The sequence below is a fragment of the Rhizobium sp. Root1220 genome (assembly GCF_001426265.1).
Classification (GTDB): domain Bacteria; phylum Pseudomonadota; class Alphaproteobacteria; order Rhizobiales; family Rhizobiaceae; genus Rhizobium.
On the sequence record NZ_LMDG01000023.1, the window covers coordinates 335,944 to 350,998 of the forward strand.

At 61.6% G+C, this 15,055-nt stretch carries 17 protein-coding genes; 13 read left to right on the forward strand and 4 right to left on the reverse strand.

Annotated features, from left to right (window positions below; genetic code table 11):
- Nucleotide 1 precedes the first annotated feature (1 nt).
- The 3 genes from ASC90_RS15970 to hemC form a co-directional block, all read right to left on the reverse strand.
- Entirely contained in the window at nucleotides 2-1,237 is a 1,236-nt protein-coding gene (locus tag ASC90_RS15970) for a COG4223 family protein (protein ID WP_200950911.1), read from the reverse strand.
- Nucleotides 1,238-1,304: 67 nt separating this feature from the next.
- Nucleotides 1,305-2,012 carry a uroporphyrinogen-III synthase gene (locus ASC90_RS15975; protein ID WP_056542267.1) on the reverse strand — a complete coding sequence of 236 codons (708 nt, stop codon included), beginning with the start codon at nucleotides 2,010-2,012 and terminating at the stop codon, nucleotides 1,305-1,307.
- A gap of 7 nt (nucleotides 2,013-2,019) precedes the next feature.
- Nucleotides 2,020-2,949: a hydroxymethylbilane synthase gene (gene hemC, locus ASC90_RS15980; RefSeq protein ID WP_056542658.1), complete on the reverse strand. Its 930-nt coding sequence runs from the start codon at nucleotides 2,947-2,949 to the stop codon at nucleotides 2,020-2,022.
- A gap of 73 nt (nucleotides 2,950-3,022) precedes the next feature.
- On the opposite strand from hemC, the gene tsaD reads away from it, so the two are divergent.
- The 5 genes from tsaD to ASC90_RS16005 are packed head-to-tail and all read left to right on the forward strand — an operon-like array spanning nucleotide 3,023 to nucleotide 6,493.
- The gene (gene tsaD, locus ASC90_RS15985; protein ID WP_056542269.1) at nucleotides 3,023-4,120 is read left to right on the forward strand and encodes a tRNA (adenosine(37)-N6)-threonylcarbamoyltransferase complex transferase subunit TsaD; all 1,098 of its coding nucleotides are present in this window, start codon (nucleotides 3,023-3,025) and stop codon (nucleotides 4,118-4,120) included.
- On the forward strand, nucleotides 4,117-5,100 hold the full coding sequence (locus tag ASC90_RS15990; RefSeq protein ID WP_056542271.1) for an NAD(P)H-dependent glycerol-3-phosphate dehydrogenase: 984 nt from the start codon (nucleotides 4,117-4,119) through the stop codon (nucleotides 5,098-5,100). The genes tsaD and ASC90_RS15990 overlap by 4 nt, the downstream gene beginning before the upstream one ends.
- 10 nt (nucleotides 5,101-5,110) lie before the next feature.
- Nucleotides 5,111-5,404, forward strand: coding sequence for a YciI-like protein (locus tag ASC90_RS15995; protein WP_056542272.1), 294 nt, complete (start codon nucleotides 5,111-5,113; stop codon nucleotides 5,402-5,404).
- Between the two features lie 2 nt (nucleotides 5,405-5,406).
- Entirely contained in the window at nucleotides 5,407-5,838 is a 432-nt protein-coding gene (locus tag ASC90_RS16000) for an EVE domain-containing protein (RefSeq protein ID WP_056542662.1), read from the forward strand.
- A 7-nt stretch (nucleotides 5,839-5,845) separates the two neighbouring features.
- On the forward strand, nucleotides 5,846-6,493 hold the full coding sequence (locus ASC90_RS16005; RefSeq protein WP_056542664.1) for a methyltransferase: 648 nt from the start codon (nucleotides 5,846-5,848) through the stop codon (nucleotides 6,491-6,493).
- On the opposite strand, the gene ASC90_RS16010 is transcribed toward ASC90_RS16005, so the two are convergent.
- Entirely contained in the window at nucleotides 6,483-6,986 is a 504-nt protein-coding gene (locus tag ASC90_RS16010) for a hypothetical protein (RefSeq protein WP_056542274.1), read from the reverse strand. The genes ASC90_RS16005 and ASC90_RS16010 overlap by 11 nt on opposite strands.
- Before the next feature lie 315 nt (nucleotides 6,987-7,301).
- Between ASC90_RS16010 and sdhC the strand changes: the two genes are divergently transcribed.
- The 8 genes from sdhC (at nucleotide 7,302) to sucC (ending at nucleotide 15,042) form a co-directional block, all read left to right on the forward strand.
- The gene (sdhC, locus tag ASC90_RS16015; protein WP_056542276.1) at nucleotides 7,302-7,697 is read left to right on the forward strand and encodes a succinate dehydrogenase, cytochrome b556 subunit; all 396 of its coding nucleotides are present in this window, start codon (nucleotides 7,302-7,304) and stop codon (nucleotides 7,695-7,697) included.
- Between the two features lie 11 nt (nucleotides 7,698-7,708).
- Nucleotides 7,709-8,089, forward strand: a complete 381-nt coding sequence (gene sdhD, locus ASC90_RS16020) for a succinate dehydrogenase, hydrophobic membrane anchor protein (RefSeq protein ID WP_056542278.1) — start codon at nucleotides 7,709-7,711, stop codon at nucleotides 8,087-8,089.
- 7 nt (nucleotides 8,090-8,096) lie between these two features.
- Nucleotides 8,097-9,938, forward strand: a complete 1,842-nt coding sequence (sdhA, locus tag ASC90_RS16025; RefSeq protein WP_056542280.1) for a succinate dehydrogenase flavoprotein subunit — start codon at nucleotides 8,097-8,099, stop codon at nucleotides 9,936-9,938.
- Between the two features lie 12 nt (nucleotides 9,939-9,950).
- Nucleotides 9,951-10,730 carry a succinate dehydrogenase iron-sulfur subunit gene (locus ASC90_RS16030; RefSeq protein ID WP_056542283.1) on the forward strand — a complete coding sequence of 260 codons (780 nt, stop codon included), beginning with the start codon at nucleotides 9,951-9,953 and terminating at the stop codon, nucleotides 10,728-10,730.
- A gap of 220 nt (nucleotides 10,731-10,950) precedes the next feature.
- Nucleotides 10,951-11,463, forward strand: a complete 513-nt coding sequence (locus tag ASC90_RS16035; RefSeq protein ID WP_056542666.1) for a protease inhibitor Inh/omp19 family protein — start codon at nucleotides 10,951-10,953, stop codon at nucleotides 11,461-11,463.
- Between the two features lie 38 nt (nucleotides 11,464-11,501).
- Entirely contained in the window at nucleotides 11,502-12,665 is a 1,164-nt protein-coding gene (gene zapE / locus ASC90_RS16040; protein ID WP_056542284.1) for a cell division protein ZapE, read from the forward strand.
- A 180-nt stretch (nucleotides 12,666-12,845) separates the two neighbouring features.
- Nucleotides 12,846-13,808: a malate dehydrogenase gene (gene mdh, locus ASC90_RS16045; protein WP_056542287.1), complete on the forward strand. Its 963-nt coding sequence runs from the start codon at nucleotides 12,846-12,848 to the stop codon at nucleotides 13,806-13,808.
- 40 nt (nucleotides 13,809-13,848) lie between these two features.
- Entirely contained in the window at nucleotides 13,849-15,042 is a 1,194-nt protein-coding gene (sucC, locus tag ASC90_RS16050; RefSeq protein WP_056542288.1) for an ADP-forming succinate--CoA ligase subunit beta, read from the forward strand.
- Nucleotides 15,043-15,055: the final 13 nt, after the last annotated feature.

Here is a 15,055-nt window from a genome sequence, read left to right on the forward strand (position 1 = left end):
GTCAGCCCTCCTTGCCGGCGCCGGAGATGGCTTTGGAAAGGGCACTGCCGACAAGATCCTCGACGCGAATGCGCGCTTCAAGCGACTGCTTGAATGCTGCCGATGCCTGCTTGGCCTGGGTGGGAAGTGCATTCCACTCGGAAGCGGCTCCCGGCAAGTCGCCGTTCTTTACCTTGTCCTCCATGCGGGCGGCGATCGCTTCCACGCTGTCGCCCTCGATGTTGCCGACAGGGCGCACGCTCACCAGCGTTTTCGCGCTCGCCATCAATCTGTCGGACCAGCTCTGGTCGGGATTTGTCCGGTCGACGGAATTGACGATTGCGGTCGCCACCTCGGGGACCTGCCGGATCAATTCCGCGCGGGAGGGAACGCCGGTTTCGGCGAAATTGCGAAGATCGGCGACAGCCTGATCATCGGGCGAAACACCCGCATAAGTGTCGAGTTCGGCAGCAAACGGACCGCCACGATCAATCGCCGCCTTAAGTGCCGCTGCGGCGATGGCCTGCGCCACGGCAACGTCGCGGCGTGGTTCGTCGAGTTTCCGCTCGGTCTCCGCCAGCCTCTGCTCGATGTTGGCGTCATTGGTCGTCTGTTGAGACGCCTGCGCGACCGTACCACGCAATTGGTCGATCTGGCCGGTCAGATCGGCGATCTTCTGGTTGAGCGCGTCAATCGCGGCTGAATCGGCAGGCGCTGCCGGAGCCGGAGACTTCGCCATCGCTTCCAGTGCAGCAATCCGCTTTTCGGTCGTGCCGTCATCGCCGATGGACGGCGGCGCTGCGGCAAGGTTCGAAACCGATTGTTTCAGCCCGTCGATTTCAGCGGACAGGTTTGTCACGTCCGCCGCTGTCGTCTCGGGCGCCGAGGAGCCTGGGAGGTAGCCGCCATACTGAATAGCGCCCGCCCCGATCAGCGCCACCAGCCCACCGATAATGCCTGCCGCGATCAGCCCGGATGTATTGCCGGCTTGCCAGTGGGTTTGGTGGGAAGCAGGCGGCGCCGAGGGCTTGGGGCCGTCGTCATAACCCGCCGATTGTTCATTGCCGGAGTCCCTCTGCGCCCTGTCATCTATCGGCGCTGAGCGTTCCGGATCGTCGGCCGGGTCCGGCATTTCTTTCTCGGTATCACTGGCAGAGGCAAACTCCTGCACATCCATATCGATGGTGACCGGTTCTTCGGTGCTCTTCGAGTGGCGTGGCGGATTTCCTGGTGCCATGAGATCCTCATCTTTCTGCATCGCATCGAAAGTAGTCAGTGATGTAAGTTAAGGAAAGAGGTTAGATGAAATTTGGGCGGCACTGCCGTCAAAGGAGCGACAAAAGGCTGCATTCCTTCGGCGTCGCTGCAATGCCGACGTTCTTGCGCAGGAACAGCGGAACCGCCTCTGCGACAGAAGCGCTGAGGCAGAGAAGACGGGTTCCGGCGACCTTGTCGGGGTGCGCTTCGATCTCGGAAATGTGAAAGAAGGTTTCGGCGGTCTGCCGCGAATAAAAGAGGACCGCATCCAGTCGTCCTCCGGCGAGAATGGATCGCAGCATCCCCGCATCGACCTTTACCGGCTCCATCCGGTAGCTCTCCGCAACGGTTACTGTCAGGCCGACCTCGCCGGCGCGGGTCTCGAAGGTCTCCGCTCGCGGCGACCCGGCAAGATAGAGAACGGGTCCATGCGTCTTGGCTGCAATCGCGTCCGCGAGATCGTTTCCGCTGCCGCCGGATGGCGTGACGGAGCGGAAGCCGGCCGCTCTCGCCTGCGCCGCCGTCGCCTCTCCCACGGCAAAGAGATGACGGTTGAAATGGGCCGCAAGCTCTGTGCGCCGCGCGGCGATGGCATGGATCGCCTCGGCGCTGGTCACGGCGATGGCGCCATCGGTATTCGTCAGCCCGGTCAGAGCGGCAACGGGATCGTGAACCGGCCGCGACAGCGGCAGCAACACCGGTTCGTGTCCCATGTCGCGAAGACGCCTGGCGGTGCGCTGGCCCGAGTGCAGGGGACGGGTCACGAGCACACGCATAGGGACATCAGCTCCAGTCGTCGAAGAACGCGCTGCCGGCACGAGCGCGAACGTCTTGCCCGGCTCGGGTGCCCAATGCCGCCGCGTCGCGACGATTTCCGTCGATGGTGACCGCGTGCTGATGGCGCCCGTCCGGCGTGATAATCAGACCGGAGAATCGAATCTGGTCGCCCTCGCAAACCGCATAGCCACCGATCGGCGTCCGACAGGAGCCGTCCAGGGCGGCGAGAAAGGCGCGCTCGCAGGAAACGGTGTCGAAGGTCGTCGCATCGTTGATCGGTGCCAGCAGAGCCTCGATGCGGGCATCGTCGACCCGGCTCTCGATGCAGATCGCACCCTGTGCGGGCGCGGGCGGAAATGTTTCGGCGTCCAGAATATCGGTGATCACCTCGACCTTGCCGAGCCGCTTCAGGCCGGCAAGGGCCAACAGCGTCGCGTCTACCTGTCCTTCCCGCAGCTTTCTGAGCCGGGTATCGACGAGGCCGCGAAAGGTGATGACGGATATATCCGGGCGAATGCGGCGGATCAGTGCCTGCCGCCGAAGCGACGACGAGCCGACGACCGCGCCATGCGGCAGTTCGATCAGCTTCGGCGCGGTGCGTCCGATCACGGCGTCGCGGATGTCTTCGCGCGGCAGATATGCAGAGAGACAGAGTCCTTCCGGAAGCTTCGTCGACATGTCCTTTGCTGAGTGGACGGCGATGTCCAGGTCGCCGGTGGAAAGCTGCTGCTCCAGTTCCTCGGTGAAAAGCCCCTTGCCGCCGATTTCGGCCAGGGAACGATCGGTGATCCGGTCACCCTTGGTGGTCAGCACCACGATCTCGAACATGTCCTCCGGCAATCCATGCGCGGCCATCAGCCTGTCGCGCGCTTCGTGAGCCTGCGCCAGTGCTAGCGGGCTACCTCGGGTGCCGATCCGGAAAGGTTTTGTTTGCATCCGCATTGATCCGTTGTTACCGGAGTTCCTCGTAAACGGGTTTCAGACCCATCGCAATCAACGATCAGGATCCATGGCTCGCTTTCTACGCATCCTCGGCATCGAAACAAGCTGCGACGAAACCGCCGCGGCCGTGGTCGAGCGGGCTGCCGACGGCGTGCCGACCGTACGCTCCGACGTGGTGCTGAGCCAGCTCGAGGAGCATAGCGCCTATGGCGGCGTCGTACCCGAGATTGCGGCTCGCGCCCATGTCGAAGCGCTCGATACCCTTATCGACGAGGCGTTGAAACGGGCCAATGTGTCGCTCTCCGACATCGATGCCATCGCCGCAACCTCAGGCCCCGGCCTGATTGGTGGGCTGCTCGTCGGCCTGATGACCGGAAAGGCGATTGCCAAAGCATCGGGAAAGCCGCTCTACGCCGTCAACCACCTCGAAGGCCACGCGTTGACTGCCCGACTGACGGATGGGCTGGCATTTCCCTATCTGATGCTGCTCGTTTCCGGGGGCCACACGCAGCTTATCCTTGTGCGCGGTGTCGGACAATACGAGCGTTGGGGCACGACGATCGATGATGCGCTCGGCGAGGCCTTCGACAAGACGGCGAAGCTGCTGAGCCTGCCCTATCCGGGCGGCCCGGCAGTTGAGCAGGCGGCCAAAAACGGCAATGCGAACAGGTTCGATTTTCCTCGACCGCTTGTCGGCGAGGCTAAGCTCAATTTTTCCTTCTCGGGCCTGAAGACCGCCGTGCGCCAGGCCGCAACGGAGATCGCGCCGCTCACCGATCAGGATGTCGCGGATATTTGCGCATCGTTTCAGAGAGCCGTGTCGCGAACATTGAAGGATCGCATCGGGCGCGGGCTCGAGCGGTTCAAGGCTGCCTATCCGCAGGTGGACGGCGGCCCTGCTCTGGTCGTCGCGGGCGGCGTTGCCGCCAACCTGGAAATCCGAAGCACATTGCAGGCGCTGTGCGACAAGTACGGCTTCCGCTTTGTCGCGCCGCCCCTGAGGCTCTGCACGGACAACGCGGTGATGATTGCCTGGGCCGGGTTGGAGCGCATGGCGACAGGCGTGGAGCCTGACGACCTTGACGTGCAGCCGCGCTCGCGCTGGCCGCTGGATGCGGGCGCCGAGGCATTGCTTGGTTTCGGCAAGCGAGGAGCGAAGGCATGAGCGAGAAAATTGCCGTCGTTGGAGCGGGCGCCTTTGGAACTGCGCTGGCCGCGGTGATTGCATTGACGGAACGCAATTCCGTGACGCTCGTCGGACGCGACCCGGAATTGATCGCGGATCTGAAGGCGGAGCGTTTGCACGATGCCGCTTTGCCCGGTGTCGAACTGCCGGATTCCCTGATGTTTTCCGCCGAGGCCGATGCGATCGGTGATGCCGACATCGTGCTGTTTGCCATGCCGTCGCAGGCACAGGCGGACGCCGCACGCCAATACGGGCCATATCTCGCAAAAGACGCCGTCGTCGTCACCTGCGCCAAGGGGATCGAAAAGACCACCGGCAATCTGCTGACTGATATGCTCGAGCGCGAACTGCCCGGCCACGCGATTGCCGTTTTGTCCGGGCCGGGATTCGCGGCGGATATCGCCAAGGGATTGCCGACCGCCATGGCCATCGCCGCGGGCGACATGGACCTGGCCGAAAGACTTGCGCACGCGGTCTCCGGGCGAACCTTTCGTCTCTATGCGTCCTCCGACCGGATCGGCGTGCAGCTCGGCGGTGCGCTAAAAAACGTTCTGGCAATCGCCTGCGGCATTGTCGAAGGCGCGGGGATCGGCGATTCGGCGCGGGCAGCGCTGATCGCGCGCGGTCTTGCTGAAATGTCCCGTTTCGTGGTCGCCAGGGGCGGGCAGGCGGATACTGTCCGAGGGTTGTCCGGTCTCGGCGATCTGGTGCTGACGGCAACCAGCCACCAGTCGCGAAACCTGAGGTTCGGCATTGCGCTCGGGCGCGGCGAGAAGGTCAATCCGGCGCGCGGCGAACTCGTTGAAGGCGCTTTCGCCGCAGCTGTTGCAACACGCCTGGCTGAAACGCTGGGTATCACGATGCCGATCACGGACGCCGTTTCGGCTATCATCGAGGGCAGGCTCGGCGTCGCCGAAGCCATCGATCAGCTCATGACGCGTCCAATAACAACGGAATAGGAGGCCTGAAATGCTTTTTGCTCTTCTCTGCAAGGACAAGCCCGATCACCTGAACGTCCGCATGGAGGCGCGGCCGGCTCACGTCGAACATCTCAACAAGCTCAATGCCGAAGGCACGTTGAAAATGGCGGGGCCGTTTCTCGATAGCGACGGCAAGCCATGCGGCAGCCTGGTCATCATCCAGGCCGACACGATCGAGGCCGCAAAGGCACTCGCCGACGCTGACCCCTTCGCCAAGGCCGGGCTTTTCGAAAGCGTCGACATCAAGCCCTTCAACTGGGTCTTCAACAATCCGGAGGCATGAACGTGGCGCACTGGCTCTACAAGTCCGAACCATCTGCCTGGTCGTGGGAGCAGCAGAAGGCAGCCGGTGAGAAGGGAACCGAGTGGACCGGCGTTCGCAACTACCTGGCGCGCAACAACATGCGGGCGATGCAGATCGGCGACAAGGGGTTCTTCTACCACTCCAATGACGGCCTGGAGATCGTCGGCATCGTCGAGGTCTGTGCGCTGTCGCACCCCGACTCGACCGCCGCCGGTGACGACCGCTGGGATTGCGTCGATATACGAGCCGTTCGCGATATGCCGCAGGCGGTGACGCTGAAGGACATCAAAGTCAACGAGAAGCTCTCGAACATGGCTCTGGTGACGTCCATGCGGCTTTCCGTGCAGCCGGTGACGGATGACGAGTGGCTAGAGGTCTGCCGCATGGGTGGCCTCGACAATCCGCCGCGCTGACGAGCCTTTGAAGACCGATCCGGAACTCTTCATTCGCGCCAACACAAGCGTGATGGTGCCGCCGCATGTGCCGGAAATGCGCCTGCACCTGGCAACGGAGGCGCACGACCTGTGGCTGAAGACGGAAGAGGAGCTTGCGGCGATTGGCCTGCCGCCGCCGTTCTGGGCTTTCGCCTGGGCCGGCGGGCAGGGGCTGGCGCGATATGTTCTCGATCATCCTGATATCGTTGACGGCAAACGCGTCGTCGATTTCGCCAGCGGCTCCGGTCTCGTGGCGATTGCGGCGAAGATGAGCGGCGCCCGTGAGGTGCTTGCGGCCGACATCGATCCATGGGCCGAAGCGGCGGTGCGGATGAACGCGGCGCTGAATGCGGTAGAGCTGGATTTTGCCAGCGCCAATCTCGTTGGCCGCAAGGTCGACGCGGATATCCTGCTTGCGGGGGATGTTTTCTATGACCGCGATTTCGCCGCCATGCTCGTTCCATGGTTCGAAAGCCTCAGCCGCGATGGTGTAGGCGTTCTTGTCGGAGATCCGGGACGAGCCTACCTGCCGCGAGAGAAATTGGAATCCGCTGCGGTCTACCAGGTCCCCGTTAGCAGGGCGCTGGAAGACAGCGAAATCAAGAAAACGACGGTGTGGCGCTTCAAGGCCTGATAACGCACACGCCTGCCTCATAGGAGCAGCTGCTGCCCTTGGTCGCGACATCGATGACCTTGGCCATAGGCGCGAGGTAGGCGGTCCGCTGGGGGGCGTAGGAGTAGCCGCTGCCTGTCACAAAGGTTCCCGCGCTCGTTTCATAGGCATACGACGAGCCTGCATAGGTTCCACCACCTCCGTTGCTCCCGGAAGGCTGGACGACAACCACGACATTGTTCCCGCCGTAACGGCCATAAGGCGAGTAGACGCGCTTCAGCAGGCGATCGCGAAACCGGTGGTCGCCGAAACGGCCATATCCAGAGGCGAAGCGCATTCGCCCGTCGTTTCGTCCCACGAAGGGCCGCCCGACCGCGAAAGGCGCATGGTGGCCTATGAAGCTGCCGCTGCGATGACGAGGGAACGAATGCCCCCCGAAATCGCCGGCCGCTGCCGGCAAGGCGATCAGGCCGGTAAGGACCAGGGAAAGGAGCTTCGACGTGGTTCGAAACATGGTGTATGTCTCCGGAAATCGGATGCTTAACAAAGCGTTAACGTGAAAATGCGCCAAAACCTCTCGCTTGTCTACCCAACGCTGCGCCTTGGGCCCGGAACCGCGTTATGAGGGGATGAGATGATGGTTGGGTCTCGCTGCGTGCAGACGCAAATCGATTAAATTAAATCGGCGGGTGCAATTGCACTTGTCGTCAGGGGCTTACGTGACTAAACGTCGCCGTTGATGCAACGCACACAAAGGAATTTGTCATTCGTGTGGTTGCCTTGAATGCTCCGAAATCCGGGAGCGCAGAGAAGACGCCGCGAGGTTCTGATGGCGAATGTGACAAATAATCGGCCTCTGTCGCCGCATTTGCAGATTTACAAACCAATCCCCACCATGGTCATGTCTATCGTCCACCGCATTACCGGGGGCGCACTTTACGTCGGCACACTGCTGATCGCCTGGTGGCTGATCGCAGCTGCGACCGGACAAGCCTACTATGATTGGGTCAACTGGATCCTTGGCAGCTTCGTGGGCAAGCTCGTGCTGCTCGGCTATACCTGGGCGCTGATCCACCATATGCTCGGTGGCTTCCGTCACTTCATGTGGGACCTCGGCTACGGGTTCGACAAGGCATTTTCGACCAAGCTCGCCAAAGCCAACATCATCGGGTCGCTCTGTCTGACCGTGCTGGTCTGGTTGATCGGCTTCCTCATTCGCTTTTAAAGGTTGATCTCATGGACATGCGTACCCCCTTGGGTAAGGTTCGCGGCCTTGGCTCGGCCAAGGAAGGCACCGATCATTTCTGGCGCCAGCGCGTAACGGCGGTTGCCAACGTACCGCTTTTCCTCTTCTTCATCATTTTCATGCTGGTCCATGCCGGCCAGCCCTATGCCGAGGTGGTTCACGCGCTTTCGAACCCCTTCGTTGCGGTGGTGATGGGCCTGATGGTCATTTCCGGCATCATCCACATGCGGCTCGGCATGCAGGTGATCATTGAAGACTACGTGCACGGCGAATTCGGCAAGATCGTACTGCTGATGCTGAACACCTTCTTTTCGATCCTGATGGCGGGGCTCTGTCTCTTCGCCATTCTGAAAATTGCATTCGTAGGATAACCGTATCATGGCACCGACTTCACCCGCTCAGAATGGGAAGGCCTACAAGTACGTCGATCACTCATACGATGTGATCGTCGTCGGCGCCGGTGGCGCCGGTCTTCGCGCCACGCTCGGCATGGCGGAACAGGGTTTCCGCACGGCCTGCATCACCAAGGTATTCCCGACGCGCTCGCACACGGTTGCTGCCCAGGGCGGCATCGCCGCTTCGCTGCGCAACATGACGCCGGACAGCTGGCAGTGGCACCTCTACGACACCGTCAAGGGTTCCGACTGGCTCGGCGACGTCGACGCCATGCAGTACCTTACCATGGAAGCGCCGAAGGCGGTCTATGAGCTCGAGCATTACGGCGTTCCCTTTTCCCGTAACGAAGAGGGCAAGATCTACCAACGGCCGTTCGGCGGCCACATGCAGAACTACGGCGAAGGCCCGCCGGTACAGCGCACCTGCGCCGTTGCCGACCGTACCGGCCACGCCATCCTGCACACGCTTTACGGCCAGTCGCTGCGCAATAACGCCGAGTTCTTCATCGAGTACTTCGCGCTTGACCTGATCATGTCGGACGACGGCAGCCGTTGCACCGGCGTCGTTGCCTGGAACCTCGACGACGGCACGATCCATCGCTTCGCCGCCAAGATGGTGGTGCTGGCGACCGGCGGTTACGGCCGCGCCTATTTCTCGGCAACGTCTGCCCATACCTGCACCGGCGACGGTGGCGGCATGGTGGCACGCGCCGGCCTGCCTCTGCAGGACATGGAATTCGTGCAGTTCCACCCGACCGGCATCTACGGCTCCGGCTGTCTGATCACCGAAGGCGCGCGCGGCGAAGGCGGTTACCTCGTGAATTCCGAGGGCGAACGCTTCATGGAACGCTATGCGCCTTCGGCCAAGGACCTTGCCTCGCGTGACGTCGTCTCGCGCTGCATGACCTTGGAAATCCGCGAAGGCCGCGGCGTCGGCAAGGCCAAGGACCACATCTTCCTGCATCTCGACCATCTCGATCCGGCTGTGCTGCACGAGCGCCTACCGGGGATTTCCGAGAGCGCCAAGATTTTCGCCGGTGTCGATGTGACTCGCGAGCCGATCCCGGTCTTGCCGACCGTCCACTACAACATGGGCGGCATTCCGACGAACTATTGGGGCGAAGTGCTGAATGCCGACAGCTCCAATCCGGAGCGGATCATTCCCGGCCTGATGGCGGTCGGCGAAGCCGGCTGCGCCTCGGTGCACGGCGCCAACCGCCTCGGCTCCAACTCGCTGATCGACCTCGTGGTGTTCGGCCGCGCCGCCGCGATCCGCGCCGGCGAAGTGATCGACCGCGCATCGCCGGTGCCGCATCTGAATGTTGCTGCCTGCGACAAGATCATGGACCGCTTCGATGGCCTGCGCCACGCCAGCGGCGGTACGCCGACGGCGGTGCTCCGCGAAAAGATGCAGCGCGCCATGCAGGAAGATGCGGCCGTGTTCCGTACGCAGGAATCGCTGGAATCCGGCTGCAAGCGCATCTCCGCCATCTGGCAGGAAATGCGTGACATCAAGGTCACCGATCGCTCGATGATCTGGAATTCGGACCTCGTGGAAACACTCGAGCTGCAGAACCTGATGGCCAATGCCATCACCACGATCTACGGCGCCGAGGCCCGCAAGGAGAGCCGCGGTTCCCACGCACGAGAAGACTACACGGAAGGCGCCTTCGCCGGCCGCGACGACGTCAACTGGCGCAAGCATACGCTGGCGTGGGTCAACGACGCGGGCGACGTGAAACTCGACTACCGCCCGGTTCACACCGAGCTCATCGCAGAGGGTATCGATCCCCAGAAGATCGCGCCCAAGGCTCGTGTGTACTAAGAGGAACTGGACATGGTAGAACTCGCTCTTCCCAAGAACTCCCAGATGCGTGAAGGCAAGGTGTGGCCGAAGCCGGCGGGCGCCAGGAACACCCGCGAATTCCGCGTCTACCGCTGGAGCCCGGACGATGGCCAGAACCCGTCTATCGACACCTTCTATATCGATGTCGACGATTGTGGCCCGATGGTGCTCGACGGCTTGCTCTACATCAAGAACAAGATCGACCCGACGTTGACGCTGCGCCGTTCCTGTCGCGAGGGGATCTGTGGCTCCTGCGCGATGAACATCGACGGCACGAACACGCTGGCCTGCACCAAGGGCCTCGATGACATCAAGGGCACGGTGAAGATCTATCCGCTGCCGCATTTGCCGGTGGTCAAGGATCTGGTTCCCGACCTCAATAATTTCTACGCCCAGCATCGCTCGATTGAGCCGTGGCTGAAGACCGTTTCCCCGGCGCCGGCCAAGGAGTGGAAGCAGAGTCATGAGGATCGCCAGAAGCTCGACGGGCTCTACGAGTGCATTCTGTGCGCCTGCTGCTCGACGTCCTGTCCGAGCTATTGGTGGAACGGCGACCGCTACCTGGGTCCGGCCGTGCTGCTGCAGGCCTATCGCTGGCTGATCGACTCTAGAGACGAAGCGACCGGCGAACGCCTCGACAACCTCGAGGATCCCTTCCGCCTCTATCGCTGCCACACGATCATGAACTGTGCGCAGACTTGCCCGAAGGGTCTGAACCCGGCCAAGGCGATTGCGGAGATCAAGAAGATGATGGTCGAGCGTCGGGTTTGATGGACTGAGATGCAGGGCCGCATTCGCGGTCCTTCATTTGTCCTATCACACGCCTTGCATTGCCGTGGATTGTGCCAAATTTGCTCCGCGTTTGCCTGCTTACTCCCGCGATGACACAAATTCTCCTTGTGCCGGCTTGATTCAACACGGTCTTTCAAGATAATTCCGCCGTGATTGCGCGGCACCTTCAGGGCAATACTGAAAAATCGGGAGTATCATGATGCAGTTCAGACATGTGGCGACAGGTCTCGCGGTTATTCTGTCGTTAGCTGGCTGCCAGCGCACCGCATACAACGATGCAAGTTACAGTTCCGCGCCGGCTCCATTGACGGCTCAGCCGGTTCCCTCCGTGCAGGGCGGGCAGCTGCCTCCGCCATCGGGTTCGTCGCAGTTTCCGGCCGCGCCGACGACGACCGCGCCGCTGGCAGGCGGCCAGCCGGGCGCGATGGCCGCGAACGCCATGGACGTCACCAAGGAATCGATGGTCGGCAGCTGGCGCGTTAACGGCTCCTGCGACATGTTCCTGACGCTGACCAACCTGGGCAGCGGATCGCGCGGCGGCACCCGCGGCTGTGTCGGTGAGTTGACGGCGATGGGCTCCTGGGAAGTCACGGGCAAGCAAGTCCTCCTGAAGGACCGCAGCGGCAACCAGATAGGCAGCGTCTACAAGACCGCCGACAACAGCTTCAGCGGCCAGACGAATACCGGGCAGCCGATCACTCTCAGCCGTTAAGTGATCCGGCCGCCGATCCTGCATAGGCGGACATCTTGATGCAACCCATGCCAGACTACAACCTGAGCGTCAGCGAGCAATTGAAGTCGCTGACCGCCTCGGGAGCGCTTCAGCTCGATTCAGCACAGATGCATGTGGCGAAGTGCCTGGATCGCGTTCTGGCGCAGCTCAAGCAAAAGCGCCCGGCTGCCAAGGGTAGTGCGCTGGGATGGCTGTTTGCAGCGAAGAAGAAGCCGTCGGACAGGGTCAAGGGTCTCTACATCCACGGTAGCGTCGGCCGCGGCAAGACCATGTTGATGGACATGTTTTTCACGATGGCGCCATGTGCCAGGAAACGGCGCGCGCATTTCCACGAGTTCATGACCGATGTGCACAATCGCATCGCCGCTCATCGGCTGAAGCTGAAGAACGGCGAGACCAAGCAATCGGATCCTATCCCGGTTGTGGCGGCGGCGCTCTTCAATGAAGCCGAGCTGCTTTGTTTCGATGAATTCTCGGTCACCGATATTGCCGATGCGATGATCCTGTCGCGGCTCTTTGCCGACCTTTTCCGGCGTGGCTGCATCCTCGTTGCCACTTCCAATGTCGAGCCCGGCAATCTCTACAGGGATGGGCTCAATCGCAGCCTTTTCCTGCCATTCCTGGATCTCCTGCACGAATACGTCGACATTGCCTCGCTCGAGTCGCCGACCGATTACCGCATGGAGAAGGTCGATAGCCTGCCGGTCTACCTGACGCCGCGGGATGAACGAACTGATATGGCCATGGATGCCTTGTGGACGCAGGCGCTGCATGGGCGAAGAGCGCAGTCGCTCGAGATCGCGATGAAGGGCCGCGTCATTCACGTGCCCCTCGCGGTCGATCGAATCGCGCGCTTCTCCTTCGTCGATCTCTGTGAAAAACCGCTCGGCGCTGCCGATTATCTGGCGATATGCGCGCGTTTCGATGCGGTCTTCCTAGATCACGTGCCGTTGCTTGGGCCGGATAAGCGTAACCAGACAAAGCGCTTCATCATCCTGATCGATACGCTTTACGATCATGCGGTGCGGCTCTATGTTTCCGCCGCAGAAATGCCTGAGAATTTATTGACACAAGCGCGTGGTACGGAAGGCTTCGAATTCGACCGTACGGTTTCGCGGCTGTTCGAGATGCGGAGTGCGGAATATCTTGCGCTGCACCAGGAAAGACGGGCTGCCGAGTAGCGCTACGGTGATTGTTTATTTTACGTTTACGTAAGAGTTTAATGATCTAAACGATTGAAATTACTTCACCAAAAATAATCGTTTGCCATTTTTGGGCTTTGGGTCTATGCGGTTGCGGCAATTGGGCGATGCCCCTCCGTGCGTCGCCCGACGAAGTTTGGTCGCAAAGGAAACACCGAAATGGCGCGTAACAAGATCGCACTCATTGGTTCTGGCATGATTGGTGGCACGCTGGCGCATCTCGCCGGCCTGAAGGAACTGGGTGACATCGTTCTCTTCGATATCGCGGATGGCATTCCTCAGGGTAAGGGCCTCGACATCGCTCAGTCCTCTCCGGTCGAAGGCTTCGACGTCAACCTGACCGGCGCCAGCGACTACTCGGCGATCGAAGGCGCAGACGTCTGCATCGTCACCGCAGGTGTTGCCCGCAAGCCAGGCATGAGCCGCGACGATCTGCTCGGCATCAACCTCAAGGTCATGGAACAGGTCGGCGCCGGCATCAAGAAGTATGCCCCGAACGCCTTCGTCATCTGCATCACCAACCCGCTCGACGCGATGGTCTGGGCACTGCAGAAGTTCTCGGGCCTCCCGGCCAACAAGGTCGTCGGCATGGCCGGCGTTCTCGACTCGTCGCGCTTTCGCCTGTTCCTCTCCAAGGAATTCAACGTTTCCGTTCAGGACGTCACGGCGTTCGTTCTCGGCGGCCATGGCGACACGATGGTGCCGCTCGCCCGTTACTCGACCGTTGGCGGCATTCCGCTGACCGATCTGGTCACCATGGGTTGGGTCACCAAGGAACGCCTCGAAGAAATCATCCAGCGCACCCGCGATGGCGGCGCCGAAATCGTCGGCCTGCTGAAGACCGGCTCGGCCTACTACGCACCGGCCGCTTCGGCGATCGAAATGGCTGAATCCTACCTCAAGGACAAGAAGCGCGTTCTGCCTTGCGCAGCGCAGCTGACCGGCCAGTACGGCGTCAAGGACATGTATGTCGGCGTTCCCACGGTCATCGGTGCCGGTGGCGTCGAGCGCATCATCGAAATCGACCTGAACAAGGCCGAGAAGGAAGCCTTCGACAAGTCTGTCGGCGCTGTCGCCGGCCTGTGCGAAGCCTGCATCAACATCGCGCCGTCGCTCAAGTAAGCCTGACGGCCGCTGACGCAATCCAAACAGGAATAGATCCATGAATATTCATGAATATCAGGCCAAGGCTCTGCTGAAGGGCTATGGCGCGCCGGTCGCGGAAGGTGTTGCCATCCTCAAGGTCGAGGAAGCGGAAGCCGCTGCGAAGTCGCTCCCGGGCCCGCTCTACGTGGTCAAGAGCCAGATCCACGCCGGCGGCCGCGGCAAGGGCAAGTTCAAGGAACTCGGCCCTGACGCCAAGGGCGGCGTTCGTCTTGCCAAGTCGATCGAGGAAGTCGTGGCGCACGCCAAGGACATGCTCGGCAACACTCTGGTCACCGCCCAGACCGGCGACGCCGGCAAGCAGGTCAACCGTCTCTACATCGAAGACGGCGCCGACATCGACCGCGAGCTCTATTGCTCGATCCTGGTCGATCGTTCGGTCGGTCAGGTTGCCTTCGTGGTTTCCACCGAAGGCGGCATGGACATCGAAGCCGTTGCCCACGACACGCCTGAAAAGATCCACGCGATCGCCATCAACCCGGAAGCCGGTGTGACGGCTGCTGACGTTGCCGCGATCTCTGGGGCACTCGAGCTTTCCGGTGCTGCTGCCGAAGACGCCAAGTCGCTGTTCCCGGCGCTCTACAAGGCGTTCGGCGAAAAGGACATGGCTCTGCTCGAGGTCAATCCGCTGATCGTCATGAAGGACGGCCATCTGCGCGTTCTCGACGCCAAGATGTCGTTCGACGGCAACGCGCTGTTCCGCCATGACGACGTCAAGGCGCTGCGCGACGAGACCGAAGAAGACGCCAAGGAAATCGAAGCCTCCAAGTGGGACCTCGCTTACGTGGCGCTCGACGGCAACATCGGCTGCATGGTCAATGGTGCCGGTCTCGCCATGGCGACGATGGACATCATCAAGCTGTACGGCAAGGAGCCGGCAAACTTCTGCGACGTCGGCGGTGGCGCCGGCAAGGAGAAGGTGGCTGCAGCCTTCAAGATCATCACCGCTGACCCGAAGGTCGAGGGCATCCTCGTCAACATCTTCGGCGGCATCATGAAGTGCGACGTCATCGCCGAAGGCGTTGTCGCAGCAGTTCAGGAAGTCGGCCTCAAGGTTCCGCTCGTCGTGCGCCTCGAAGGCACCAATGTCGAACTCGGCAAGAAGATCCTCAACGAATCGGGTCTTGCGATCACGGCTGCTGACGATCTCGACGACGCTGCCAAGAAGATCGTCGCGGCGATCAACGCCTAATTTGAGGACCTGA